Origin of the sequence: Paramagnetospirillum caucaseum (assembly GCF_000342045.1) — a bacterium.
Classification (GTDB): Bacteria; Pseudomonadota; Alphaproteobacteria; order Rhodospirillales; family Magnetospirillaceae; genus Phaeospirillum; species Phaeospirillum caucaseum.
This window is the reverse complement of the sequence record NZ_AONQ01000002.1, coordinates 97,796-121,376: the sequence shown is the minus strand read 5'-3', so window position 1 is coordinate 121,376 and position 23,581 is coordinate 97,796. Positions and strand designations below refer to the sequence as shown.

Annotated in this window: 24 protein-coding genes; 14 read left to right on the top strand and 10 right to left on the bottom strand. The window is 66.2% G+C overall.

The genetic code is table 11. From position 1 onward, the window contains the following. Position 1: 1 nt before the first annotated feature. Genes H261_RS01390 through H261_RS01380 form a run of 3 tightly spaced genes read right to left on the bottom strand, consistent with a single transcriptional unit; the run spans position 2 to position 1,749 of the window. Entirely contained in the window at positions 2-433 is a 432-nt protein-coding gene (locus H261_RS01390; RefSeq protein WP_008613481.1) for a bacteriohemerythrin, read from the bottom strand. Positions 434-493: 60 nt separating this feature from the next. Next, positions 494-1,129, bottom strand: coding sequence for a uracil-DNA glycosylase (locus H261_RS01385; RefSeq protein WP_008613479.1), 636 nt, complete (start codon positions 1,127-1,129; stop codon positions 494-496). A 50-nt stretch (positions 1,130-1,179) separates the two neighbouring features. Next, complete coding sequence (locus H261_RS01380; RefSeq protein WP_008613476.1) at positions 1,180-1,749, bottom strand: LabA-like NYN domain-containing protein; 570 nt, start codon at positions 1,747-1,749, stop codon at positions 1,180-1,182. A gap of 187 nt (positions 1,750-1,936) precedes the next feature. Between H261_RS01380 and rpoZ the strand changes: the two genes are divergently transcribed. The 3 genes from rpoZ (at position 1,937) to H261_RS01365 (ending at position 5,483) form a co-directional block, all read left to right on the top strand. Then, a complete protein-coding gene (rpoZ, locus tag H261_RS01375; protein WP_008613469.1) occupies positions 1,937-2,317 on the top strand; it encodes a DNA-directed RNA polymerase subunit omega in 381 nt (126 codons plus the stop codon). A gap of 133 nt (positions 2,318-2,450) precedes the next feature. Further along, on the top strand, positions 2,451-4,613 hold the full coding sequence (locus H261_RS01370; RefSeq protein ID WP_008613466.1) for a RelA/SpoT family protein: 2,163 nt from the start codon (positions 2,451-2,453) through the stop codon (positions 4,611-4,613). A 138-nt stretch (positions 4,614-4,751) separates the two neighbouring features. Continuing rightward, positions 4,752-5,483 carry a pyridoxine 5'-phosphate synthase gene (locus H261_RS01365; RefSeq protein WP_008613463.1) on the top strand — a complete coding sequence of 244 codons (732 nt, stop codon included), beginning with the start codon at positions 4,752-4,754 and terminating at the stop codon, positions 5,481-5,483. A gap of 92 nt (positions 5,484-5,575) precedes the next feature. Here H261_RS01365 and H261_RS01360 read toward each other — a convergent pair whose 3' ends face one another. The 3 genes from H261_RS01360 to H261_RS01350 all read right to left on the bottom strand — a co-directional run bounded on the left by H261_RS01360 (position 5,576) and on the right by H261_RS01350 (position 6,755). Continuing rightward, positions 5,576-5,980: a dihydroneopterin aldolase gene (locus H261_RS01360; protein ID WP_235062840.1), complete on the bottom strand. Its 405-nt coding sequence runs from the start codon at positions 5,978-5,980 to the stop codon at positions 5,576-5,578. Positions 5,981-6,050: 70 nt separating this feature from the next. After that, a complete protein-coding gene (gene folK / locus H261_RS01355; protein ID WP_008613459.1) occupies positions 6,051-6,539 on the bottom strand; it encodes a 2-amino-4-hydroxy-6-hydroxymethyldihydropteridine diphosphokinase in 489 nt (162 codons plus the stop codon). 9 nt (positions 6,540-6,548) lie between these two features. After that, positions 6,549-6,755, bottom strand: a complete 207-nt coding sequence (locus H261_RS01350) for a YdcH family protein (protein WP_008613457.1) — start codon at positions 6,753-6,755, stop codon at positions 6,549-6,551. Positions 6,756-6,846: 91 nt separating this feature from the next. On the opposite strand from H261_RS01350, the gene H261_RS01345 reads away from it, so the two are divergent. Both H261_RS01345 and H261_RS01340 read left to right on the top strand, forming a co-directional pair. After that, a complete protein-coding gene (locus tag H261_RS01345) occupies positions 6,847-7,932 on the top strand; it encodes an ATP-dependent 6-phosphofructokinase (protein WP_008613455.1) in 1,086 nt (361 codons plus the stop codon). A 26-nt stretch (positions 7,933-7,958) separates the two neighbouring features. Next, entirely contained in the window at positions 7,959-8,561 is a 603-nt protein-coding gene (locus H261_RS01340; RefSeq protein WP_008613454.1) for a hypothetical protein, read from the top strand. A gap of 27 nt (positions 8,562-8,588) precedes the next feature. On the opposite strand, the gene H261_RS01335 is transcribed toward H261_RS01340, so the two are convergent. Then, positions 8,589-9,161, bottom strand: coding sequence for a UbiX family flavin prenyltransferase (locus H261_RS01335; protein WP_040475570.1), 573 nt, complete (start codon positions 9,159-9,161; stop codon positions 8,589-8,591). Between the two features lie 140 nt (positions 9,162-9,301). Between H261_RS01335 and H261_RS23730 the strand changes: the two genes are divergently transcribed. Both H261_RS23730 and H261_RS01330 read left to right on the top strand, forming a co-directional pair. Further along, on the top strand, positions 9,302-9,475 hold the full coding sequence (locus H261_RS23730; protein WP_008613452.1) for a YdcH family protein: 174 nt from the start codon (positions 9,302-9,304) through the stop codon (positions 9,473-9,475). Between the two features lie 304 nt (positions 9,476-9,779). Next, positions 9,780-11,696 carry a propionyl-CoA synthetase gene (locus H261_RS01330; protein ID WP_008613443.1) on the top strand — a complete coding sequence of 639 codons (1,917 nt, stop codon included), beginning with the start codon at positions 9,780-9,782 and terminating at the stop codon, positions 11,694-11,696. A gap of 321 nt (positions 11,697-12,017) precedes the next feature. On the opposite strand, the gene H261_RS01325 is transcribed toward H261_RS01330, so the two are convergent. Beyond that, a complete protein-coding gene (locus H261_RS01325) occupies positions 12,018-12,737 on the bottom strand; it encodes a response regulator transcription factor (protein WP_008613441.1) in 720 nt (239 codons plus the stop codon). Positions 12,738-12,747: 10 nt separating this feature from the next. After that, the gene (locus H261_RS01320) at positions 12,748-15,525 is read right to left on the bottom strand and encodes a cache domain-containing protein (RefSeq protein ID WP_008613440.1); all 2,778 of its coding nucleotides are present in this window, start codon (positions 15,523-15,525) and stop codon (positions 12,748-12,750) included. A 267-nt stretch (positions 15,526-15,792) separates the two neighbouring features. Here H261_RS01320 and H261_RS01315 point away from each other — a divergent pair, with 267 nt between their 5' ends. The 7 genes from H261_RS01315 (at position 15,793) to H261_RS01285 (ending at position 23,140) form a co-directional block, all read left to right on the top strand. Beyond that, positions 15,793-16,107 (top strand): DUF485 domain-containing protein, encoded by a 315-nt coding sequence (locus H261_RS01315; RefSeq protein WP_008613437.1) that lies wholly within the window; start codon positions 15,793-15,795, stop codon positions 16,105-16,107. A gap of 5 nt (positions 16,108-16,112) precedes the next feature. Then, on the top strand, positions 16,113-17,843 hold the full coding sequence (locus tag H261_RS01310) for a cation acetate symporter (RefSeq protein WP_008613435.1): 1,731 nt from the start codon (positions 16,113-16,115) through the stop codon (positions 17,841-17,843). Positions 17,844-18,006: 163 nt separating this feature from the next. After that, a complete protein-coding gene (locus H261_RS01305) occupies positions 18,007-19,104 on the top strand; it encodes a polyamine ABC transporter substrate-binding protein (RefSeq protein WP_040475568.1) in 1,098 nt (365 codons plus the stop codon). A gap of 4 nt (positions 19,105-19,108) precedes the next feature. Further along, complete coding sequence (locus H261_RS01300) at positions 19,109-20,242, top strand: ABC transporter ATP-binding protein (protein WP_008613420.1); 1,134 nt, start codon at positions 19,109-19,111, stop codon at positions 20,240-20,242. Then, positions 20,239-21,132 (top strand): ABC transporter permease subunit, encoded by an 894-nt coding sequence (locus H261_RS01295; protein ID WP_008613417.1) that lies wholly within the window; start codon positions 20,239-20,241, stop codon positions 21,130-21,132. Before H261_RS01300 ends, H261_RS01295 begins: the two co-directional genes overlap by 4 nt. Then, on the top strand, positions 21,129-21,935 hold the full coding sequence (locus H261_RS01290) for an ABC transporter permease subunit (RefSeq protein ID WP_008613416.1): 807 nt from the start codon (positions 21,129-21,131) through the stop codon (positions 21,933-21,935). The genes H261_RS01295 and H261_RS01290 overlap by 4 nt, the downstream gene beginning before the upstream one ends. Further along, the gene (locus H261_RS01285; protein WP_008613415.1) at positions 21,932-23,140 is read left to right on the top strand and encodes a cation:proton antiporter; all 1,209 of its coding nucleotides are present in this window, start codon (positions 21,932-21,934) and stop codon (positions 23,138-23,140) included. The genes H261_RS01290 and H261_RS01285 overlap by 4 nt, the downstream gene beginning before the upstream one ends. Here H261_RS01285 and H261_RS01280 read toward each other — a convergent pair. Then, positions 23,137-23,568 (bottom strand): hypothetical protein, encoded by a 432-nt coding sequence (locus H261_RS01280; protein ID WP_008613414.1) that lies wholly within the window; start codon positions 23,566-23,568, stop codon positions 23,137-23,139. The genes H261_RS01285 and H261_RS01280 overlap by 4 nt on opposite strands. Between the last annotated feature and the right edge of the window lie 13 nt (positions 23,569-23,581).

The following is a 23,581-nucleotide window of genomic DNA, read 5'->3' as shown; positions in this document are numbered from 1 at the left end:
GTCAGGTCAGGCGCAGCACATAGGGGCGGTAGGAGCGGTCCTCGGCCGTGATGTGGTCCACCAGCCAGCGCTGCAGGAACCGCGCCGCCTCCCGGGTGAGGGCGCGGGTGGCGGTTTGGTCGGCTCTGGCGGTGGTCTCGAGGGCGGTGAAGCGCTCGTAAAGCCGCTGGGCCTCGACCAGCAGCCGTCCATGCGCGGCCTTGTGGCCGGCCAGCCCGGGATAGGCGGCGCGGTCCAGCAGGGTTTCCTCGGCCTGGAAGTGGATGCGGGTCCGCGCGATCAATTCGCCCATGATGCGGGCCAGACGCGGAAAGGGGGCGTGCCCGTCGGCGGCGACCAGGAAATCGTTGGTCAGTTTGAGCAACTGGCGGTGCTCGGCATCCATGGCCGGCACGCCCAGCTTCAACTCGTTGGACCACTCGATGACGGTCATGCCATGCGCTCCCGCCGTCCGTTCACCGCGAGAGTCTAGCACTTCCGCTTCAAGGGAGTCTTAACGCAGCCGGTCCAGCAAGCCCTCCAGCGCCTGATGGAACATGGCCTCGGTCAGGCGGCGGGTATTGGTGTTGTAGCGCGAGCAGTGATAGCTGTCGCCCAGCACCAGCCCGCCGGGCAGGTCGTGAAGCCTGCCGTGACCGAAGGGATGGGCGGCCTTGCGCAAGGACAGGGTGGACAGCACCTGGTCATGGGATTCGCGGCCCAGGCAGAAGATGCCGCGCAAATGGGGCATGGCCTCGATCTCGGCGGCCAGGAACGGGCGGCAGGCGGCGAATTCGGCGGGCAGCGGCTTGTTGGCCGGCGGCACGCAGCGCGCCGCGTTGGTGATGCGGCAGCCGGTCAGTTCCAGCCCGTCATCGGCCGCCGCCCGGTACTCGCCCTTCGCCAGCCCGTATTTGAGCAAGGTGGCGTAGAGCAGGTCGCCGGCGTAATCGCCGGTGAACGGCCGGCCGGTACGGTTGGCGCCCTTGAGGCCGGGGGCGAGGCCCACCACCAGCAGCCGGGCGTCCAGCCCTCCGAACGACGGTACCGGATCGTGATGCCAGCCGGGATACTGGGCGCGGTTGGCGTGGCGGAACTCGGCCAGACGCGGGCACAGGCCGCAATCGGGAGTGGGATGGGAGAGGGGCATGTCTTGGCCTTGCGCAAGGATGCGGGCGGGACATCCGCACGGGATCGATGTCAATCGGCGGGATAGGCGCGGTCGTCGCGGTGCTGTTGCTGCTGGGCGCGGGCGATCTGGCTTTCCAGGTCCTGCAGCTCGATGAACACATCGGCCTGGCGCCGCAATTCGTCGGCCACCATGGGCGGCTGCGAGCGGATGGTGCTGACCACCGAGACGCGGACGCCCTTGCGTTGCACCGCCTCCACCAGCCGGCGGAAATCGCCGTCGCCCGAGAACAGCACCACATGGTCCAGGTACTGGCACATCTCCATCACGTCGATGGCCAGTTCGATGTCCATGTTGCCTTTGATCTTGCGCCGGCCCATGGCGTCGGTGAATTCCTTGGTCGGCTTGGTGACCATGGTGTAGCCGTTGTAGTCCAGCCAGTCCACCAGCGGGCGGATGGGGGAATACTCCTGATCCTCCATCAGGGCGGTGTAGTAGAAGGCGCGAATCAGCCTTCCCTTGCCGGCGAACAGGTTCAACAGCTTCTTGTAGTCGATGTCGAAGCCCAGCGCGCGGGCGGCCGAATAAAGGTTCGAGCCGTCGATGAACAGGCCGAGTCGCTCGGCGGAATAAAACTGCATGGTGTACTCACTTGTCGAAATGGTTTGGCCCGCCGTCCTAAACCGGGAGGGGCGGGGAAGAATACCTTCAACGTAGGCGGCGGCAGGCCCCGCCGCAAGGGGACGATGGCATGGGGGCTTGCTTTCATGGGCCAAGCGACGATATAAGCTTTCTCTTTCCGAGATTGCCTAAAGACAAGGATCTTCGATGGCGCGCGTTACGGTTGAAGACTGTGTACTGAAGATTCCGAACCGCTTCGAGCTGGTGCTGATCGCCGGCCAGCGGGCCCGGGATATTTCCGCCGGAGCCAAGCTGACGGTGGAGCGCGACAACGACAAGAACCCGGTGGTGGCGCTGCGCGAGATCGCCGACGAGACCGTGCCGCTGGACGGCCTGCAGAACGCCCTGATCCAGAGCCTCCAGAAGCACGTCGAGGTGGACGAGCCGGAAGAGGACGAGATGGAAGGCTTCATCCCCGACCGCGACCTCGCCTTCGAGACCGTCGCCAACGAGGACGAGATGATCGAGGACGGCATGTCGATCAATGACACCGGCGCCGATTTCGACATCGATTCCGGCGACGAGTAAGCCTGTCGTTCCAAACCGCCCGTTCCCATCTGATGAAGGTGGGGGCGGGCGGTTTTGTTTATGCTTTTTCCTCTTTGCCGGGGACGGTTCCCCGGTACAAACTTGAGGCGAGGAAAGGTGAGGTGACGTGGCGATGATGCGCCAATTCGAACTGGTCGAGCGCGTCAAGTCCTACGATCCGGGAGCGGACGAGGACGCCATCAACCGCGCCTACGTCTTCGCCATGAAGATGCACGGCTCGCAGCTCCGCGCCTCGGGCGATCCCTATTTCTCGCACCCCATCGAGGTGGCGGGCATCCTGACCAAGTACCGGCTGGATTCGTCGTCCATCATCACCGCCTTGCTGCACGACACCATCGAGGACACCCCGGCAACGCTGGAGGATATCGAGAAGCTGTTCGGGCGCGAGATCGGCCGTCTGGTGGACGGCGTCACCAAGCTGAACCGCATCGAACTGCAGTCCGACCACGCCAAGCAGGCCGAGAACCTGCGCAAGCTGGTGCTGGCCATGAGCGAGGACATCCGCGTCCTGCTGGTGAAATTGGCCGACCGCATGCACAACATGCGCACCCTTCACTACATCAAGAACCCCGACAAGCGCCGCCGCATCGCCATGGAGACCATGGAGATCTATGCGCCGCTGGCCGAACGCATCGGCATGCAGGGCATCAAGATGGAGCTGGAGGACCTGGCCTTCGCCGAGCTGCATCCGGACGCGCGCGGCTCCATCGTCGCCCGCCTGTCCTTCCTGCGCGAGCAGGGCGGCGATCTGATCGGCCGCATCCTGGACGAGTTGCGCACCATTCTCGACGAATCGGGGATCACCGCCACCGTCTCGGGGCGCGAGAAGACGCCCTATTCCATCTGGCAGAAGATGCAGAGGAAGAATGTCGGGTTCGAGCAGCTGTCCGACATCATGGCCTTCCGCGTCGCCGTGGGGAACATGGAGGATTGCTACCGGGCGCTGGGGGTCATCCACTCCAAGTACCCCATGGTTCCCAACCGCTTCAAGGACTACATCTCGACGCCCAAGCCCAACGGCTACCGCAGCTTGCATACCGGCGTGTTCGGGCCGGAGCGCCACCGCATCGAGGTGCAGATCCGCACCTCCGAGATGCACGAGGTGGCCGAGTTGGGCGTCGCCGCCCACTGGAAGTACAAGGGGGGCGGCGACGGCGGCAACATGACCGACGGCCGCCAGTACCGCTGGCTGCGCGAACTGCTCGACATCCTGGAGCACGCCTCCAACCCCGAGGAATTCCTCGAGCACACCAAGCTGGAGATGTTCTCCGACCAGGTGTTCTGCTTCACCCCCAAGGGCGACCTGATCTCGCTGCCGCGCGGCGCCTGCCCGGTGGACTTCGCCTATGCCGTCCACTCCCAGGTGGGCGACACCTGCGTCGGCGCCAAGGTCAACGGCCGCATCATGCCGCTGCGCACCCAGCTGCAGAACGGCGATCAGGTCGACATCATCACCTCGAAGGCCCAGACGCCCAATCCCACCTGGGAACGCTTCGTCGTCACCGGCAAGGCCCGCGCCCGTATCCGCCGCTTCATCCGCACCCAGCAGCGCGCCCAGTACACCGAGTTGGGCCGCGCCATCCTGGTGCGCAGCTTCCGCCAGGAAGGCTACGAGTTCACGGAAAAGGCCCTGGACGGGGTGCTGCGCATCTTCAAGGCGCCGTCATCCGAGGATTTGCTGGCCCTGGTGGGCGAAGGCACGCTGACCGCCCGCGAGGTGGTCTCCACCGTCTTTCCCGAACTGAAGGCCCAGGCCAACCGCAACGACAACGTGGTGGCGCTGAAGGCGCGCGGCGACAAGCCCTCGACCAACAAGAAGGACAAGGCCGGCGCGGTGCCCATCAAGGGCCTGATCCCCGGCATGGCCATGCACTTCGCCGGCTGCTGCCACCCGCTGCCCGGCGACCGCATCGTCGGCATCGTCAGCACCGGCAAGGGCGTCACCATCCACACCATCGACTGCGAGAACCTGGAGCAGTTCGCCGACCAGCCGGAACGCTGGCTCGATCTCGCCTGGGACGAGGCGGACAGCAACGCCCATGTGGGACGCATCGATCTGGTGGTGACCAACGAACCCGGCGCCTTCGGGGCCATCTCCACGGTGATCGCCAAGAACATGGGCAACATCACCAATCTCAAGATCACCAACCGCACCACCGATTTCTTCGAGATGCTGATCGATATCGAGGTGAGGGACGTCAAGCACCTGACCAACGTCATCGCCGCGCTGCGCGCCACCCCGGCCATCAACTCGGTGGACCGGGCAAGGAATTAAGTGTTCATGGGCTGCCGCCCATACCCGCCTGGGGCCAAAGGCCCCAAACCCCATTCATGAAATAAAATGGGGTCCGGGGCATTGGCCCCGGATGGGTTCGGGCGATAGCCCAATTCAATCCAATGGAGTTCTTAGGCCATGACCCGCCTGCGCCTCGGCGTCAACATCGACCACGTCGCCACCATCCGCAACGCCCGCGGCGGGCGCCATCCCGACCCGGTACGGGCCGCCCACATGGCCGCCGCGGCGGGAGCGGACGGCATCACGGCGCATCTGCGCGAGGACCGGCGCCACATCTCCGACCGCGACATGGAGCGCCTCGCCAACGAGATCACCCTGCCGCTCAATTTCGAGATGGCGGCGACCGAGGAGATGGTGGCCATCGCGCTGCGTCACCGGCCCCACGCCGCCTGCATCGTGCCCGAGCGCCGCGAGGAGCGCACCACCGAGGGCGGCCTCGACGTGGTCGGCCAGTTCGATAGCCTGATGCCGCTGGTCGGGCGCCTGCTCGACGCCGGCATCCGCGTTTCCATGTTCATCGAGGCGAGCCCGAAGCAGCTGGACGCCGCCAAGGCCCTGGGGGCGCCGGTGGTCGAACTGCATACCGGCGCCTATTGCGACGCCGAGGGGGCAGGGCGTGACCGCGAATTCGCCCGCATCCAGGCGGCGGCGGCCCATGCCGAGGCCATCGGCCTGGAATGCCACGCCGGCCACGGCCTGTCCTACGACACCGTCAAGCCGGTGGCGGCCATCGCCTCCATCATGGAACTGAATATCGGCCACTTCCTGGTGGGCGAGGCCATTTTCGTCGGCCTCGACGCGTCCATCCGCCACATGCGCCAGCTGATGGACGAGGCCCGCCGGACGTAATGCCAAGCGGCGGGCGGGCGCCGTAAGGCGCGCGGCCCGTTGGGCCTATCCAACCCGCGATGAGTTTCACTCAACGCAGGTTGGTATAAGTTCTACTGCCGTCCGCGCTCGATCTCGATGCCGACCGAGGCGGCCTCGGCGTAGACGTCGAGCTTTTCCACCCGGATGCGGGCGGTTTCCACCCGCTCATCGGTCAGGCACAGCTCGGCGATCTTTTCCGCCAGGGTTTCGACCAGGTTGATGTGGCCCTCGGCCAGCATGACCTTGATGCCGTCGATCACGTCCTCGTAGGAGACCACGTTGGCGATGTCGTCGCTTAACGGGCCGGCCTGCTCCAGCACGCTCATGTCCACGTTGATGCGCACCCGCTGGGGGGCCAGCAATTCGTGGGCGTGAATGCCGATCAAACATTTCAGCACCAGATCGCGCACCAGGATGCGGTAGAGGCGGCGGACCGGCGCTTCGCCCGGCTGGGTCTCGGCTTGACTGCGGCTCACGAACACTTGGCTCTTTCCTCAGGCTGGGAAAGCAGGGTCATAGCGCTTCCGGCGAGCGGCGCGCAAGCAATTACCGAAGGGGCCCCAGGCGGCGGACGTCGGCGGCTTCGGGCAGGCGCTCCAGCAATTGGGCGATGGTGGCGCCCAGCACCGGATGAAGAACGGTTCCGGCGATCTCGGCCAGGGGGGCCAGGGCGAAGTGGCGCTCGTGCAGCCGGGCGTGGGGCAGGGTGAGAGTCTCGCTCTCCATCACCACATCTCCGTAGAGAAGGATGTCGAGGTCGATCAGGCGCGGCCCGTAGCGCACCGAGGCGACGCGGCCCAGTTCGTCCTCCAGGGCCTTGAGGTGGGCCAGCAGGTCCAGCGGCGGCAGCGCGGTGTCCAGCGCGGCGGCCATGTTGAGGAAGGCCGGCTGGTCGGTGACGTAGAGCGGCGCCGTCTCCCACAGATGGGAGCGGGCGGCGACGGTGCCCAGCGCGGCCAGGGATTCGAAGGCGGCGCGCAGGTTGGCGGGCCGGTCGCTCAGGTTGGTGCCGAGGCCGAGGTGAACCAGTGTCATGATGGAGCGTCAGGCGATGATGTCGGGAATCAACTGGTTTTCCAGCCGGGAAATCTCGTCCTTGAGATACAGCTTGCGTTTTTTCAGGCGCTGCAGGCGCAGCTGATCGAACGGCGCCTCGCCGGAAACGCGGGAAATCACGTCGTCCAGATCGCGGTGCTCGGTCTTCAATTCCGCCAGTTGACGGCGGACCTCTTCAAGATTGTCATCGATCATGGCGGGACGAGGTCAGGAATAAGTGGTTGGAGGGTAGCAGAACTCGGCCGGAAACGGTATGGGTAAGGTAGGATAAAGAGGAGGTTGGGGAATGGCGGCCAAGCGTATCGGAATTCTGACCAGCGGCGGCGATTGCGCCGGACTGAACGCGGCCTTGCGCGCGGTCGTCCACCGTGCCATCCGCAATTACGGCTGGCAGGTGTTCGGTATCCGTGACGGCAGCCTGGGACTGATGGACCGGCCGCTCAATTACGTCGAGTTCGACCTGAAGTCGGTGGGCGACGAGATGCTGCGCCTGGGCGGCACCATCCTTGGCACCATCAACAAGGGCGATCCCTTCGCCTATCCCATGCCCGACGGCAGCAAGAAGGACCGCTCCCAGGACTTCGTGGACGGCTACAAGGAATTGGGGATCGAGGCGCTGGTGGTGATCGGCGGCGACGGCTCCATGCGCATCCTCAACCAGCTGTGCCGCCAGGGCGGCATCCCCATGGTCGGCATCCCCAAGACCATCGACAACGACGTCGCCCATACCGACTATGCCATCGGCTTCGCCACGGCGCTCAACGTGGCGGGCGAGGCTATGGACCGGCTGGCCCCCACGGCGGCCAGCCATCACCGCGTGATGATCCTGGAAGTGATGGGCCGCGACGTCGGCCACATCGCCATCAACGCCGGCATCGCCGGCGGCGCCGACGTGGTGCTGATCCCCGAGATTCCCTACACCCTGGACGGTATCGCCAGGAAGATCGCCGAGGTGAAGGCCGAGGGGCGCAACCACGCCCTGATGGTGGTGGCCGAGGGCTGCAAGACCGAGACCGGACTTTCGGTGACCCAGGTGCAGAGCGGCGGCCAGGCCCGCTACGGCGGCATCGGCCAGTACCTAGCGGCGCGGCTGGCGGAGACGGTGGAGGCGGAAACCCGCGTCACCGTGCTGGGCCATGTACAGCGCGGCGGCATGCCGGCCATGCGCGACCGCATCATCGCCTCGGCCTTCGGCGTTCATGCCGTGGACCTGATCGCCCAGGGCAAGCTGGGCCGCATGGTGGCCTGGCAGCACGGCCAGGTGGTGGATGTGCCGATCTCGGACGTGGCCGGCATCACCCGGCCCATCGACCCCTATGGCACCCTGGCCCAGACGGCCCGCGGCCTGGGCATCTATATCGGCGAGATGTAGGGGTACCTGGCTGGCGGAGGGAGAAGATGCGGGTTTTGTGTATCCTGATCGTGCTGTTGTCGACATCAGCCTACAGTCAGACCATGGCGCCGCCTAAGATCATCACTGAGCGGAATGGGAACATCACCAACCACCGCGCCGAAGGGAGCCTTGCCGTCACTCATGACGTCGGGTGTATCGAGCTCAGCGAGGCGAACAATCAGCTGACGCCGCCCGATTTGTATCAGGGGGTGGCGAGTTGCTTGGCGCAAGACCGTTATGACCGTGCCGCCGCCTTATTCTCCCTGGCCGGAGTATACGGAAATTTCGATGCCGCGCGAGTGGCTGACAAAAGCGCGGGGCAGGCCAAGGCCGTGCTGATCATGACGACGTTTTCAGCGGTTTCCCAGGACAAGAAGAAACGTTTCCTGGACGAGGTCAAGGCGATATCCGGTAATCACGAGGTCTTGAGGAAAACGTGTGCCGATATCCGGGATGTTGGTAAGCCGGATTATTATCCGGCTTACATGATTCTGCATGGCATGGGGGCGTTCACCGAAAATCCCCACGACCAGGCGCTGGTCGTGGGGTTCGACGCGGCGAAAGTCTGGAACAGCCTGCAGACGTCCTACCTTCACTGTCCGGCATGACCAAGGCGATCGGGCTGACCCAGCCGGTCAATCTTCCCCCCAGCGCCTGATGGTTCCGCAATCCAGCCCGAACAGGTCGAGCATGCGGCCGACGTTGTGCTCGACCATGTCGTCCAGGCTTTCCGGCCTGGCGTAGAAGCCGGGGACGGGGGGGGCGATCACCGCGCCCATTTCCGACAGGTGCAGCATGGAACGCAGGTGGCCGGTGTGCAGCGGCGTCTCGCGCACCATGAGGACCAGCCGGCGGCGTTCCTTCAGCGCCACGTCGGCGGCCCGGGTCAGCAGCGAGGTGGTCACCCCGGTGGCGATCTCGCTCATGCTGCGGATCGAGCACGGCGCCACGATCATGCCCAGCGAGCGGAACGAGCCCGAGGCCGGTGCTCCACCGATATCCTCGGGCTTGTACCAGTGGCTGGCCAGGGCGCGGACCTGGGCGACCTTGAGGTCGCTTTCGTGGGACAGCGTCACCTCGGCGGCGCGGCTCATGACCAGATGGGATTCCACGCCCAGCTGTCCCAGCATTTCCAGGACGCGGATGCCGTAGACCACCCCCGATGCTCCACTAATTCCTACGATCAGGCGGGTCGGGGGGGCGTTCAAGGCGGATGGTCCTCTCTCTAGGTCCGGGATCGAGTAAGAACCTTAGTCCAGGAGGGGGGGAGAGGGCAATTTCCCTGCTGACAATCCCGTGACAGGAGGAATAAGATTCTCGAGTCACCCAACCCATAGGGAGGACCGTAATGAGCCTTCATGACCGTGCCGAGTCCTTGAAAGCCAAGCATGCCGCTCTGGAAAGCGCCATCGAGATGGAAACCAGACGCCCGCTGCCGGATAACACCCAGATCCACGATCTGAAACGCAAGAAACTGCTGATCAAGGACGAGCTGAGCCGCATCGGCTCCGGACCTCACTGAGGAAGGCGATCGAGGGGCCGGTTCATCCGGCCCCTTATTTCATTCGGCGGCCCGTTGCCGAATTTGCAAAATGCGGCAAATCCCCCCGGACAGCGGAAAAATGCGAACCTTGCGAATGGGCGAGGATCGTCCGATAACCTATTGTGAAACAATGTGAAAACATCGTTTCACCGGGGTGGGTCAAAATGGCTTGGCGCCCCTGCAATGCACCTTTGCAAAATTTGCCTGATTGCGGCATTCTCCCCCTCAGACGGAGGGGCGGAAAGCCCCCCATGGGAGTGGCAAAGCAGAGGACCTGTCCGATATGACCAACGCATACCAGCAAGCCTACGACAAGTCGCTGAAGGACCCGGAGGGGTTCTGGGGGGAAGCGGCCAAGGACATCCATTGGTACAAGACCTGGGACAAGGTCCTGGACGATTCCAACAAGCCGTTCTATCGCTGGTTCGTCGGCGCCGAGACCAACACCTGCTACAACGCCGTGGACCGCCATGTGGAGCAGGGCCGTGGGCCGCAGACCGCCATCATCTATGACAGCCCGGTCACCGGCACCAAGCGCAAGATCAGCTACGACGAGCTGAAGGACCAGGTGTCGCGTCTGGCCGGCGCCCTGGCCGCGCTGGGCGTCGCCAAGGGCGACCGCGTGCTGCTGTACATGCCCATGATCCCCGAGGCGGTGGTCGGCATGCTGGCGGTGGCCCGCCTGGGCGCCATCCATTCGGTGGTGTTCGGCGGCTTCGCCCCCACCGAGCTGGCCACCCGCATCAACGACGCCAAGCCGAAGGTGATCCTGTCGGCCTCCTGTGGCATCGAGGGCTCCAAGGTTCTGGCCTACAAGCCCATGCTGGACGAGGCCATCGCCATCTCCGAGCACAAGCCCGGCAACACCATCATGTTCCAGCGCCCGCAGGCGGCCGCCGTGATGGACAAGGCCGGTGACCTGGACTGGGTCGAGGTCTGCGCCAAGGCCAAGCCCGCCGATTGCGTGCCGGTGAAGGCCACCGATCCGCTGTACATCCTCTACACCTCGGGCACCACCGGCCAGCCCAAGGGCGTGGTCCGCGACAACGGCGGCCACATGGTCGCCCTGATGTGGTCCATGAAGTACGTCTACAACATCAAGCCGGGCGAGGTGTTCTGGTCGGCGTCGGACGTGGGTTGGGTGGTCGGCCACTCCTACATCTGCTACGGCCCGCTGCTCAACGGCTCGACCACCGTGGTCTACGAGGGCAAGCCGGTCGGCACCCCCGACGCCGGCGCCTTCTGGCGCATGATCAGCGAGTACAAGATGGCCTCGCTGTTCACCGCGCCCACCGCCTTCCGCGCCATCAAGCGCGAGGACCCCAACGGCGAGCTGATCAAGAAGTACGACCTGGGCAGCTTCCGCGCCCTGTTCCTGGCCGGCGAGCGTTCGGACCCCGACACCATCAACTGGGCCCGCGACCACCTCAAGGTTCCGGTGGTCGACCACTGGTGGCAGACCGAGACCGGCTGGGCCATCGCCGCCAACTGCCTGGGCCTGCATGAATTCCCCATCAAGCCCGGCTCGCCCACCAAGCCGGTCCCCGGCTGGGGCCTGGAAGTGCTGGACGAAGGCCATCAGCCCTGCGAGGCCGGCAAGGTCGGCTCGCTGGTGGTCCGCCTGCCGCTGCCCCCCGGCGCCCTGCTGACCCTGTGGAACGCCGACCAGCGCTGCATCGACAGCTACTATTCGGAATTCCCCGGCTGCTACAAGACCGCCGACGCCGGCATGATCGACGAGGACGGCTACGCCTACATCATGTCGCGCACCGACGACATCATCAACGTCGCCGGCCACCGCCTGTCCACCGGCGGCATGGAGGAAGTGCTGGCCAGCCATCCCGACGTGGCCGAATGCGCCGTCATCGGCGTGGCCGACCAGCTGAAGGGCCAGCTGCCGCTGGGCTTCATCTGCCTCAAGGCCGGCGTGACCAAGCCCCACGACCAGGTCATCGCCGAGGTGGTCAGGCTGGTGCGCGAGAAGATCGGCCCGGTGGCCGCCTTCAAGACCTGCACCGTGGTCAACCGCCTGCCCAAGACCCGCTCGGGCAAGATCCTGCGCGGCACCATGCAGAAGATCGCCGACAATCAGGACTTCAAGATGCCGGCGACCATCGACGATCCCGCCATCCTGGACGAGATCGAGGAATCGCTGGAAAGCGTCGGCTACGCCAAGGCCCGCAAGGAGCCGGTGGCTTAAGGCCACCTGATCCCGCGGACGGCAAGCGGCCCCCGGAGCGATCCGGGGGCCGTTGTCGTTTCACGCTTACCGGGGGCTCATATCAAATCCGAACGGTTCATTCGGATTTGGTATGCTTACTTTTCTGTCCCTCGCCGGGCGCAAACCTGCGGTTTGCTTGGCCGCGCCCGCAATGGGCGCCGGATACGGAATTCGAATTGATCATTCGGATTTGGTATACTCGCTTTTCTGTCCCTCGCCGGGTGCAAACCCGTGGTTTGCTTGGCCGCGCCCGCAATGGGCGCCGGATACCAAATCCGAATTGATCATTCGGATTTGGTATCACTCCCACCGCACGTCGGCGGCGAACAGGTAGCCGGCGCCGTAGACCGTCTTGATCAGGCGCGGTGATTTCGGGTCGGCCTCGATCTTCTTCCGGATGCGCGAGATGCGCACGTCGATGGCGCGGTCGAAGGCGAAGTCGTCTTTTTCCGGTTCGGCGCCCTGCAGCTGCTCGCGCGACAGCACCCGCTTGGGGGTCTTCAGCAGGGCGGTGAGCAGCACCGCCTCGGCGGCGGTCAGCGTTTCCTGCCGCCCGTCCGCATGGGTCAGGCTGAGATCGCCGGATTCGAACACCCACTCGCCGAACGCCGCCCTGGTGGTGGCCGGGCCGCCGCTGGCGGCCAGCTGCTCGCGCCGGCGGATGACCGAGTTGACGCGGGCCACCAGTTCGCGCGGCTCGAACGGCTTGACGATATAGTCGTCGGCCCCCAGTTCCAGGCCCAGCACCCGGTCGGAGACGCCGCCGCGCCCGGTCAGGATCACCACCCCGAACCGCACGTCCTCCCACAATTCCCGCACCAGGGTCAGCCCGTCCATGTCGGGCAGGCCGAGATCGACGATGCACAGATCGGGCGGCTCGCGGCGGATGGCCTGGCGGGCCAGGGCGCCGGTGGCCAGGGGAGTCACCCGATAGCCGTAGCCTTCCAGCACCTGCCGCAACAGGGCGCGGATGTCCGGCTCGTCGTCGATGACATAGATGCGCTTTTTGTTGCCGCCCACTCCCAGGCCCCTATGCCGCGTCCGAGGGCTCCGCCGTCCGGGCGATCGCCGAGGCCAGGTCGGACATCTCCCATGGCTTGCGCAATATGACCAGATCATCGGCCCCGGGGCTAGTGTCGAAGGAGAAGCCGCTGATCAGAATCACCCGGATGGCGGGACGTTCGGCGCGGATGCGCGCCGCCAGCTCGATGCCGCTGATGCCGGGCATGACGATGTCGGAGACCACCAGGGACAGGCCTTCGATCCGGCCGAACAGTTCGGCGGCCTCGTCGCCGCTTTCCGCCTCGACCACCGAGAAGCCCAAATCCACCAGTTGGCCGCGCAGCACGGCGCGCACATCCGCATCGTCCTCGGCGATCAGCGCCAGCTGGCCCTGCCAGAGGGCGGGGGAGGGCGTCGCCGCTTCCGCCTCGCCGTCCATGGCCACCGGTGCGGCGCGGGGCAGCAGGATGGTGACGGTGGAGCCGATCCCCACCCGGCTGTCCAGGGTGATGTAGCCCCTGGACTGCTTGACGAAGCCGTAGACCATGGACAGCCCAAGGCCCGAGCCCAGGCGCTTGGTGGTGAAGAACGGCTCGAACGCCCTGGTCATGGCCTCGGGCGCGAAGCCGGTTCCGTTGTCGGTGACGCGGATTTCCAGGTAGTCGTCGGGCTCCACCGGCTCGTCGAAGGTCAGATCGTCACTGACGCTGCGCAGACGCACGTCCATCTCCAGCCGTCCGCCGTCGGGCATGGCGTCGCGGGCGTTGAGCGCCAGGTTGATCAGGGCGTTCTCCAGCTGGTTGGAATCGGCGATGGCCCAGCACTCGCCGCCCTCGTCGGGAACGGTGATGGTGATGGAGGACGGCAGCGAGCGCGACAGCAGCACCGAGACCTCGCGCACCAGGGCGGAAACGTCCACCGGCTGCGGCTTCAAGGGCTGTTGGCGGGAAAAGGCCAGCAGGCGGGACGTGATGTCGGCGCCGCGCCGGCTGGCGCGGACCGCCGGCTCCAGATAGGAATCCAGCCCCTCGACCTCGCCGTAGCGGTCGCGCGCCGCCGCCAGATTGCCCAGAATCACCGACAGCAGGTTGTTGAAGTCGTGGGCCAGTCCGCCGGACAGCTGGCCCACCGCCTTCATGCGCTGGGCCTCCATCAGCCGGGCCTCGGTCTCCTTCTCCGCCGAGACGTCCAGCGCCAGCACGAACATGGCGGTCACCGCCCCGCTGGCGGCGCGCTGGGGAATCAGGGTGTTGCGGGTGGTGACCATGTGCCCGCCGGGATGGGGGAAGGAGTAGCTGAAGGTCACTTCCTCGCCGGCCCAGGTGCGCTCCATGTGCGGCTGGATGGCGTTGTGGGCGAAGCGGCCGATGGCCGATTTCAGGTCGCGGCCGATCAGGGGTCCTGCGTCCTGGCGCACCAGCTCGGCCCAGCCGCGGTTGACGAAGCGGATGATCTCGTCGCGGCCCAGATAGGCGATGGCCGCCGGAATGGCGTCGAGGATCAGGCGGCGGCGGGTCTCGGCCTCCTCCAGTTCGTTGGTGCGCTCCCGCACGCGGCTGTCCAGGGTCAGGATGTCGTCCTTGACCCGCCGCACCATGCCGTCCAGGGCCTCGGCCAGCAGGCCGATCTCGTCGTCGCGGCGGATGCCGCTCTGGGCGTCGAGATTGCCGGCCTGCACCTGCTCGGCGGTCTGGGCCAGGCGGTTGAGGGGGCGCATCAGCCAATCCACCGCCAGATAGCCCAGCGCGCCGGCCGCCACCATCAGGGCCAGGGCGATGGTCACCAGCCGGTTGCCCAGCACGGCGGACGAGCGCTTCAGCTCGTCCACATAGACCGACGAGGCGATGTACCAGTCGAAGCCCTTGAAATGCCGCACCCAGGAAATCTTCTCGTAGGCGTAGTTGCCGGGGTCGGACGGCTTATCCCACAGATAGGAGAGCGGACGATCGCTGTCGGCGGCCTCCACCAGTTCGTCGGCGATCAGCCGTCCGGTGGCCGGGTCCTTCAGCAGGCCGAAATCCTGGCCCTCGATGTTGGGATTGGGGTGGATGATCATCTTGCGGGCGGCGTCGAAGATGTAGACGTAGCCGGTGCGCGCGATGCGGATGTTGCGCAAGGCCTGGCGCAGGTCGTCCACCGCCTCGGCCTTGCGCCGCTCCACCTCGCGGTCGATGTCGTCGAGATAGGCCCCGGTGCCGATCACCAGGCCGCGATGGGGCAGGTCGATGAAATAGGACAGCTTCTCGCTGGCCCTGGTCTCGCCCAGGCGCTGCCAGGGATAGGTATGGAAGCCCTCGCCCCTGTCGCGCGCGATGGCGATGATGGTGGGCAGGATGGCGCGGCCGTCGCCATCCTGGAAGCGCGAGGCGTCGCGGCCCTGGAACTCGGGGTCGGGGTGCGAGCGGATCACCGATTGGTAGTCGGTCACCCAGATATAATCGTTGTTGCCGTATTTGAAGGCGCCGAGGCCGTCGAAGGCCAGGCGGCGGGCCTCGGCCTCGCCGATCTCGCCCCGCTCGGCGCGGGCCAGGGCGTGGTCCAGGTAGGAGGCGGCCAGCGACACCACGTTCCTCAACTGCGCCTTGTAGGCTTCCTCGGTCATGGCCCGGCGGTCTTCCAGGCTGCCGTCGATCTTGCCGGCCATGACGAAGACGTTGTCGAGGATGGTGCGGCTGGCGTTCAGCTCGATCTCGTAGGCCTTCTCCTCGATCAGGGGCACCGAGAAGACGTAGATGGCCGCCGCGAACAGCGCCACGGCGGCGAGAATGGCCGAGAACAGCCGGAAGAACAGGCGCGAGCGGATCATCTAATCCGGCCTGTCATCCCGACGGCCGGCGGGAGGAGGATCTCGTCCTGGTGCCACATGTCAGTTCCGGCAACGCCACGGCAAACGGGGATCCCTCGCTGGCGCTCGGGATGACAGGCCGAGTGTCACTTCAAAACACGGTTCACATCAACCGTCCTTATGCCCCCGCATGGCTGCCTCCCGGCTACAATTCGTAACGATTGGGGAAAAATTCGGACACGCTCCCTTGATAGATGGAGAGGCCAAGGAAACACCACCGGAGGGGATATGTCCGACTCAGCAACCTATGAACGGGTTCGCCAGAACCCGAAATTCCATGAACTGGTCAGGAAGCGCACCCGCCTGGCGGTCACCCTGTCGGTGATCGTGCTGGGCGCCTATTACGGCTTCATGATGATCGTCGCCTTCGCGCCGGACGTCCTGCGCACGCCGTTGTCCCAGGGCTCGACCCTGACGGTGGGCGTGCCGGTGGGCGCCGCCATCATCGTGGTGTCGTGGCTGCTGACCGGCCTTTACTCCCACTTCGCCAACGGCGCGTTCGAGGAACTGAACAAGGACGTGGTCCGCGAGGTGCTGGAATGAGCCGGATGATCATCGCCCCTCGCCGGGTGGGCGCCTCCGCGCCCTTGGCCGCTGCCTCAATGGCGGCTGTCGGCCGTACGGCCTCCCTCGCCGTGGCGGCCCTGCTGGTCGCCGCCCCCGCTTTGGCCGGTCCCGGCGATCTCGGCGGCTCCGAGAAGCAGCCGGTCAACCTCACCGCCATCATCATGTTCTTCGTCTTCGTCGCCAGCACGCTGGGCATCACCTGGTGGGCGTCCAAGCGGACCAAGTCGGCCAGCGACTTCTATACGGCGGGCGGCGGCATCACCGGCTTCCAGAACGGTCTGGCCATCGCCGGCGACTACATGTCGGCGGCCACCCTGCTGGGCCTGTCGTCCATGGTGTTCGCCACCGGCTTCGACGGCTTCATCTACACCATCAGCTTCTTCGTCGGCTGGCCGATCATCCTGTTCCTGCTGGCCGAGCGCCTGCGGAACCTGGGCAAGTACACCTTCGCCGACATCGCCTCCTACCGCCTCGACCAGACCAAGGTGCGCACCTTCGCCGCCATGGGGTCGCTGACCGTGGTGTGCTTCTACCTGATCGTCCAGATGGTCGGCGCCGGCCAGCTGATCAAGCTGCTGTTCGGCCTGGATTACGCCGTGGCGGTGATTCTGGTCGGCGTGCTGATGGTGGTCTACGTCACCTTCGGCGGCATGATCGCCACCACCTGGGTGCAGATCATCAAGGCGGTGCTGCTGCTGGGCGGCGGCACCCTGCTGGGCGTTCTGGCCCTTTCGAAGTTCGGCTTCAGCCTCGAATCCCTGGCCGCCAAGGCGGTGTCGTCCCACAAGGCGGGCACCAGGATCATGGGCCCCGGCACCCTGCTGGCCGATCCGGTCTCGGCGGTGTCGCTGTCGCTGGGCCTGGTGTTCGGCACCGCCGCGCTGCCGCACATCCTGATGCGCTTCTTCACCGTTCCCAACGCCAAGGAAGCGCGCAAGAGCGTGTTCTACGCCTCGGGCTTCATCGGCTTCTTCTTCCTGGTGGTCTGCGTCCTCGGCATGGCGGCGATCAGCATCGTCGGCACCGATCCGCAGTTCTTCGAGGGCGGCAAGGTCGGCGGCAAGCTGCTGGGCGGCGGCAACATGCCGGTGATGCATCTGGCCAAGGCGCTGGGCGGCGACATCTTCCTGGGCTTCCTGTCGGCGGTGGCCTTCGCCACCATCCTGGCGGTGGTGTCGGGTCTGGCCCTGGCCGGCGCCTCGGCCATCGCCCATGACATCTATGCCCGCGTCATCCGCAAGGGCCACGCCACCGAGGCCGAGGAGATGCGCGTCTCCAAGCTGGCCTCGCTGGTGCTGGGCGTGCTGGGCGTGGTTCTCGGCATCATGTTCGAGAAGCAGAACGTCGCCTTCCTGGTGGGGCTCACCTTCGGCATCGCGGCCTCGGCCAACTTCCCGGTGCTGTTCCTCTCCATGTACTGGAAGGGCCTGACCACCAAGGGCGCCCTGTGGGGCGGCATCGCCGGCCTCGTCTCGGCGGTGACTTGCGTTGTTCTGTCCAAGACGGTGTGGGTGGCGGTGCTGGGCAATGCGGCACCCATCTTCCCCTACGAACATCCGGCCCTGTTCTCCATGACCTTCGCCTTCCTGGTCACCATCGTGGTGTCCAGGCTGGACGGCAGCGAAACCGCCAAGGCGGAAAAGGCCCTGTTCGAGGACCAGTACGTCCGCGCCCAGACCGGAATCGGCGCGGCAAACGCTTCGAATCACTAGAGTTACCTCCCGCAAACTGCGAGACCCGCCGGCGTTCTTCTCCGGCGGGCTTTTTTTTGAGCATTGCCCGTTGACAAGGCAGGCGCGGGACCGGAAATATCGGCCCCGCGCGGGCGGTGGCGTTTGGCCCGGCATCCGGTTTTCTGGCTGGGGGGATAAGGTCATGCGCGTTTCCTTGACGGCTGTCGCGATGTCGCTGATTGCGGCCATCTCTTCCGCCCAGGCGGCGGAGGACAAGGTGCTGAACGTCTACAACTGGTCGGACTACATCGCGCCCGACACGCTGGAGAAGTTCACGGCCCAGACCGGCATCAAGGTCAATTACGACGTCTACGACAGCAACGAGGTGCTGCAGGCCAAGCTGCAGGCCGGCAAGTCGGGCTACGACGTGGTGTTCCCCTCGGCCTCGCCCTTCCTGGCCAACCAGATCAAGGCCGGCATCTACCGCAAGCTGGACCGTTCCAAGCTTCCCAATTACGGCAACCTGGACCCCCAGGTGATGGTGACGCTGAACCGCTCGGCCGATCCCGGCAACCTCTACGCCATCCCCTACGCCATCTCGCCCACCGGCTACGCCTACAACGTGGACAAGGTCGCCAAGGCGGCTCCCGGCATGGCGCTGGACAGCTGGGCGGCGCTGTTCGATCCCGCCCAGGCGGCTAGGTTGAAGGGCTGCGGCGTCAGCCTGCTGGACGCCCCCACCGAGGTGTTCCCCGCCGTCCTGGCCTATCAGGGCAAGAACGGCGCCTCGCTGGCCACCGAGGACCTGAAGGCCGCCGCCGCCGTGGTCACCTCGGTCCGCTCCAGCGTCAAGTATTTCCATTCGTCCAAGTTCATCAACGACCTGGCCAACGGCGACATCTGCATGGCGCACGGCTATGTGGGCGATCTGGTCCAGGCCCGCAACCGCGCCGCCGAGGCCGGCAAGGGCGTCAAGGTCCAGATCGTCATCCCCAAGGAAGGCGCCGTGATCAATATCGATTCCATGGTGATTCCGGCGGACGCGCCTCATCCTGACAACGCCCACAAGTTCATCGACTTCCTGATGAAGCCCGAGGTGGCGGCCGGCTTCACCAACCTGACCGGCTACGCCAACCCGATCCTCGATTCCAGGAACCTGATCAGGAAGGAGATCCAGGTGGACCCGGTGGTGTTCCCGCCCGAGGCGGTGGCCGCCAAGCTGTTCCAGGTTCCCCCCGCCGAAATGGCCAAGGAGCGCGAGCGCACCCGCCTGTGGACCTCGGTCAAGACGGGTCGCTGAGGACATGGTGCAGGCGGCGGTCAAACGGGAGGCGATTGCCCCCTGGAACGATCCCCGGGCGGTGCCGCTGATCCGCTTCGAGGGGGTTTCCAAACGCTTCGGCGACTTCACCGCCGTCGAGCATGTGGACCTTGCCATCCACAAGGGCGAGTTCTTCTCGCTGCTCGGCGCCTCGGGCTGCGGCAAGACCACGCTGTTGCGCATGCTGGCCGGGTTCGAGACGCCGACCGCCGGGCGCATCCTCATCGATGGCCAGGACGTCACCGCCGTGCCGCCCTATGAGCGGCCGGTCAACATGATGTTCCAGTCCTACGCCCTGTTCCCCCACATGAGCGTCGCCGACAACATCGCCTTCGGCCTGAAGCAGGACGGGCTGCCCAAGGACATGATCAAGGGCAAGGTGGCCGCCGCCCTGGATCTTGTCCAGATGGGCCGTTTCGCGGGGCGCAAGCCGCACCAGCTGTCGGGCGGCCAGCGCCAGCGCGTGGCGCTGGCCCGCTGCCTCGCCAAGGAGCCCAAGGTGCTGCTGCTGGACGAGCCGCTGGCGGCCCTGGACAAGAAGCTGCGGGAAGCCACCCAGCTGGAGCTGGTCAACATCCAGGACCGGGTGGGGATCACCTTCGTCATGGTCACCCACGACCAGGGCGAGGCCATGACCATGTCGAGCCGCATCGGCGTGATGAATGCCGGCCGCATCGAGCAGGTGGGCAGCCCGGTGGACATCTATGAATATCCCGGCACCCGCTTCGTCGCCGACTTCATCGGCGCCGCCAACATGTTCGAGGGGACGGCCAAGGGTGGGGCGGGGGCTGTCGCCTGTCCCGAACTGGATCACGATCTTTCCGTCCAGGGGGCGCCGCCGGTGGAGGCGGGGGCCGCCGTCACCGTGATGGTACGGCCCGAGAAGGTCCGCATCGGCCGCGACAGGCCGGAACCCGGCCTGAACTGGGCCGAGGGCGTGGTCAGCGACATCGCCTATCTCGGCGACGTCTCCATCTTCCACGTCCGCCTCGCCTCGGGCCGCAAGGTGCAGGCGCTGCGCACCAACCTGCATCACGGCGACGACAGCCTGCTGACCTGGGACGAACCAGTGTTCCTGGGCTGGCATCCCGCAGATTCCCTGGTGCTGACCCGATGAAAAGCCTGCTGGAGGGCCGGGCGGGGCGCTTCCTGGTGGGGCTGGCGCCCTATGCCTGGCTGGCGGTGTTTTTCCTGGTGCCCTTCCTGATCGTGCTGAAGATCAGCCTGTCCGAACCGCAGATGGGCATTCCGCCCTATATGCCGCTGGTCGATTGGGCCGAGGGCGCCTTCAAGGGCACCCTGGCCGGCTACCGGACCCTGCTGGGCGACGACCTTTACCTGTTCGCCTATCTCGGCTCGCTGCGCCTTGCCGCCATGGCGACGCTGGGCTGCCTGGCCCTGGGCTATCCCGCCGCCTACGCCATCGCCCGGGCGCCCCGGCACCGGCGCCACGCGCTGCTGATGCTGGTGGCGCTGCCGTTCTGGACCTCGTTCCTGATCCGCGTCTACGCCTGGATCGGCATCCTGAAGACCGAGGGGCTGCTCAACATGGCGCTGATGGGGCTCGGCATCATCTCCGAGCCGCTGCAGATCCTGGAGACCGACATCGCGGTGACCATCGGCATGGTCTATTCCTACCTGCCGTTCATGATCCTGCCGCTCTACGCCACCCTGGAAAAGATGGACCTGTCGCTGCTCGAAGCGGCCGCCGACCTGGGCTGCCGCCCGTTCCGGGCCTTCCTGTCCGTCACCCTGCCGCTGTCCATGCCCGGCATCATCGCCGGCTGCATGCTGGTGTTCATCCCGGCGGTGGGCGAGTTCGTCATTCCCGACCTGCTGGGCGGTCCCGATACCCTGGTGATCGGCAAGGTGCTGTGGGCCGAGTTCTTCGACAACCGCGACTGGCCGACGGCGTCGGCGGTGGCGGTGGCCATGCTGGTGCTCCTGGTGGTGCCGATCATGGCCTTCCAGCATTTCGAGGCCAAGCGGGCGGAGCGGGAAGGATGAACAATCGCGGCTTCGCCCTCTATACCGCCCTGGCGCTGGTCTATGCCTTCCTCTATCTGCCGATCATGCTGCTGGTGATCTATTCCTTCAACGCGTCCAAGCTGGTGACGGTGTGGGGCGGATTTTCCACCAGGTGGTACGGCGAGCTGCTGCAGGACGAGCAGGTGCTGGGTGCCGCCTGGCTGTCGCTGAGGATCGCCTTTCTCAATGCCTGCCTCGCCACCGGGCTGGGCACTCTGGCGGCGGTGGTGCTGGTGCGCTTCAAGCGCTTTTCCGGGCGCGCCCTGTTCACCGGCATGGTCTCGGCCCCCCTGGTGATGCCCGAGATCATCACCGGGCTGGCCCTGCTGCTGCTCTTCGTCGGCATGGAGCAGGTGCTGGGCTGGCCCGACGGGCGGTCCATGACCACCATCGTCATCGCCCATGTCACCTTCAGCCTGTCCTTCGTCACCGTGGTGGTGCGCTCGCGCCTCGCCCAGATGGACCGCTCGCTGGAGGAGGCGGCCATGGATCTGGGCGCCCGGCCGCTGACCGTGTTCCTGAGGATCACCCTGCCGATCATCGCCCCGGCCCTGGCGGCGGGCTGGCTGCTGGCCTTCACCCTGTCCATCGACGACGTGGTGATCTCCGCCTTCGTCTCCGGCCCCGGCGCCACGCCGCTGCCCATCGTCATCTTCTCCAAGGTGCGCCTGGGGGTCAGCCCCGAGATCAACGCCCTGGCCACCATCGTGGTGGCGCTGGTCGCCGTCGCCATCGCCGTGGCCGGCCGGGTGATGATGGGCAAGGAGAACCAGGACGGGTGAGTCTTTTCCTGATCCAGACGGCGCTGATCATCGGGTTGCCCTATGCCCTGTGGCGGCTGGGCGTGGTCGGCCGCCTGATGCCGTTGGCCGCCGTGCAGATGGCGGTGGGCATCGCGCTGGGGCCCAGCCTGCTGGGCTGGGCGTCGCCCGAATTGTCCATGCGGCTGTTCCCGCCGGCTTCGCTGGCCGCCCTCGACGGGCTGGTGCGCCTCGCCGTGGTGTTCTTCGCCTTTTCCATCGGCCTGCATTTCGACCTCGCCCGGATCAGGGGGCAGGGGCGCTGTTTCTCGGTCCTGGCGGTGTCCAGCGTCGTGGTGCCGACCCTGGCGGGGGCAGCGGGCGGCTGGTGGCTGTTCGAGGCGGCGCCGGGATCGGCGGGGTTCTTCGCCACCCGGCCGCTGTTCGCCGCCGCCATGGGCATCGCGGCGGGGGTGACCGCCCTGCCGGTGCTGGGCGCCGTGGTGCGCGAGATGGGCCTCGAGCAGCGCAGGGTCGGCGTCATGGCCCTGGGGGCGGCGGCCTTCAACGACGCCGCCCTGTGGGTGGCGGTGGCGCTGCTGCTGGCGGTGGCCCACGGCGGCGATCCCTGGGAGGCGGGGCAGGTGGCGCTGGGCGCCCTGCTGTTCGCCGGGGTGATGGTCGGGCTGGTGCGGCCGCTGCTGCCCCGCCTGTTCGCCCGCGCCGAGCGGACGGGCAAGGTGGGGGGAGGGGACGTGGTCCTGCTCACCGTCGGGCTGGCCCTGGCCTCGCTGGCCACCGAGGCCATCGGCCTGCACGCGGTGATCGGCGCCTTCGTGTTCGGGGCGGTGATGCCCCGTACGCTGGCCGAGGCCATCGTCGGCAGCTTCGAGACCTTCGTGCAGGTGGTGCTGCTGCCGTTCTTCTTCATCTCGGTGGGCCTGAAGACCCGCGTCGACCTGGGGGGAGGGGCGGCAGCCATCTTCTGGGTGATGAGCGCGGCGGCGGTGCTGGGCAAGCTGGCCTCGGCGCTGCCCGCCTGGATGGCGGGCTGCACCGGCCGCGAGGCGTGGACGCTGGGCGGCCTGCTGACCTGCAAGGGGCTGATGGAACTGGTGGTCCTGACCCTGCTGGCCGATGCCGGATTGCTGTCCGACACCGCCTTTGGCGCCATGGTGCTGATGGCCCTGTTCGCCACGGTCCTGACCAAGCCGCTGGCGGGGATGGCAAGCCCGAGGGGACGTTAGGCCCCCGGAGGAGTGCAGGAGGATTTCGACAGGGTGGCGACGTCCTGTTCGGCCTGCTCGCTGGTTGACTGTTCCAGAAACACGCTGCCGCCGCGGGCGGTGGTCTTGTCCGATGTGGCGAGGTCGGCAAGGGGGCCGAGCAGGAGGCTGGCGACCACCGACCTGGCGTTGGGGGCCGCCGAGATATAGACAGTCTTGCCCGCTTCGGCCGTGAAACTCAGTACTGAGGTGCCGGCGGTCATGGGATTGTCGAAGGCGATCTTGTGCTGTCCCGCCCGGATATCCCTGACCATGACTTCGCCGGGAACCATGTAGCAGATGGCGCCGTCATCGAGGAGAACCGCGAAATCCGACCGCACGATCTGCGGTATGCCGGTTTGATAGACGACCAGACGCGACAGCCCTTCCCGAACCTGGGTCTTGGGCATCTCGAATTTTGTT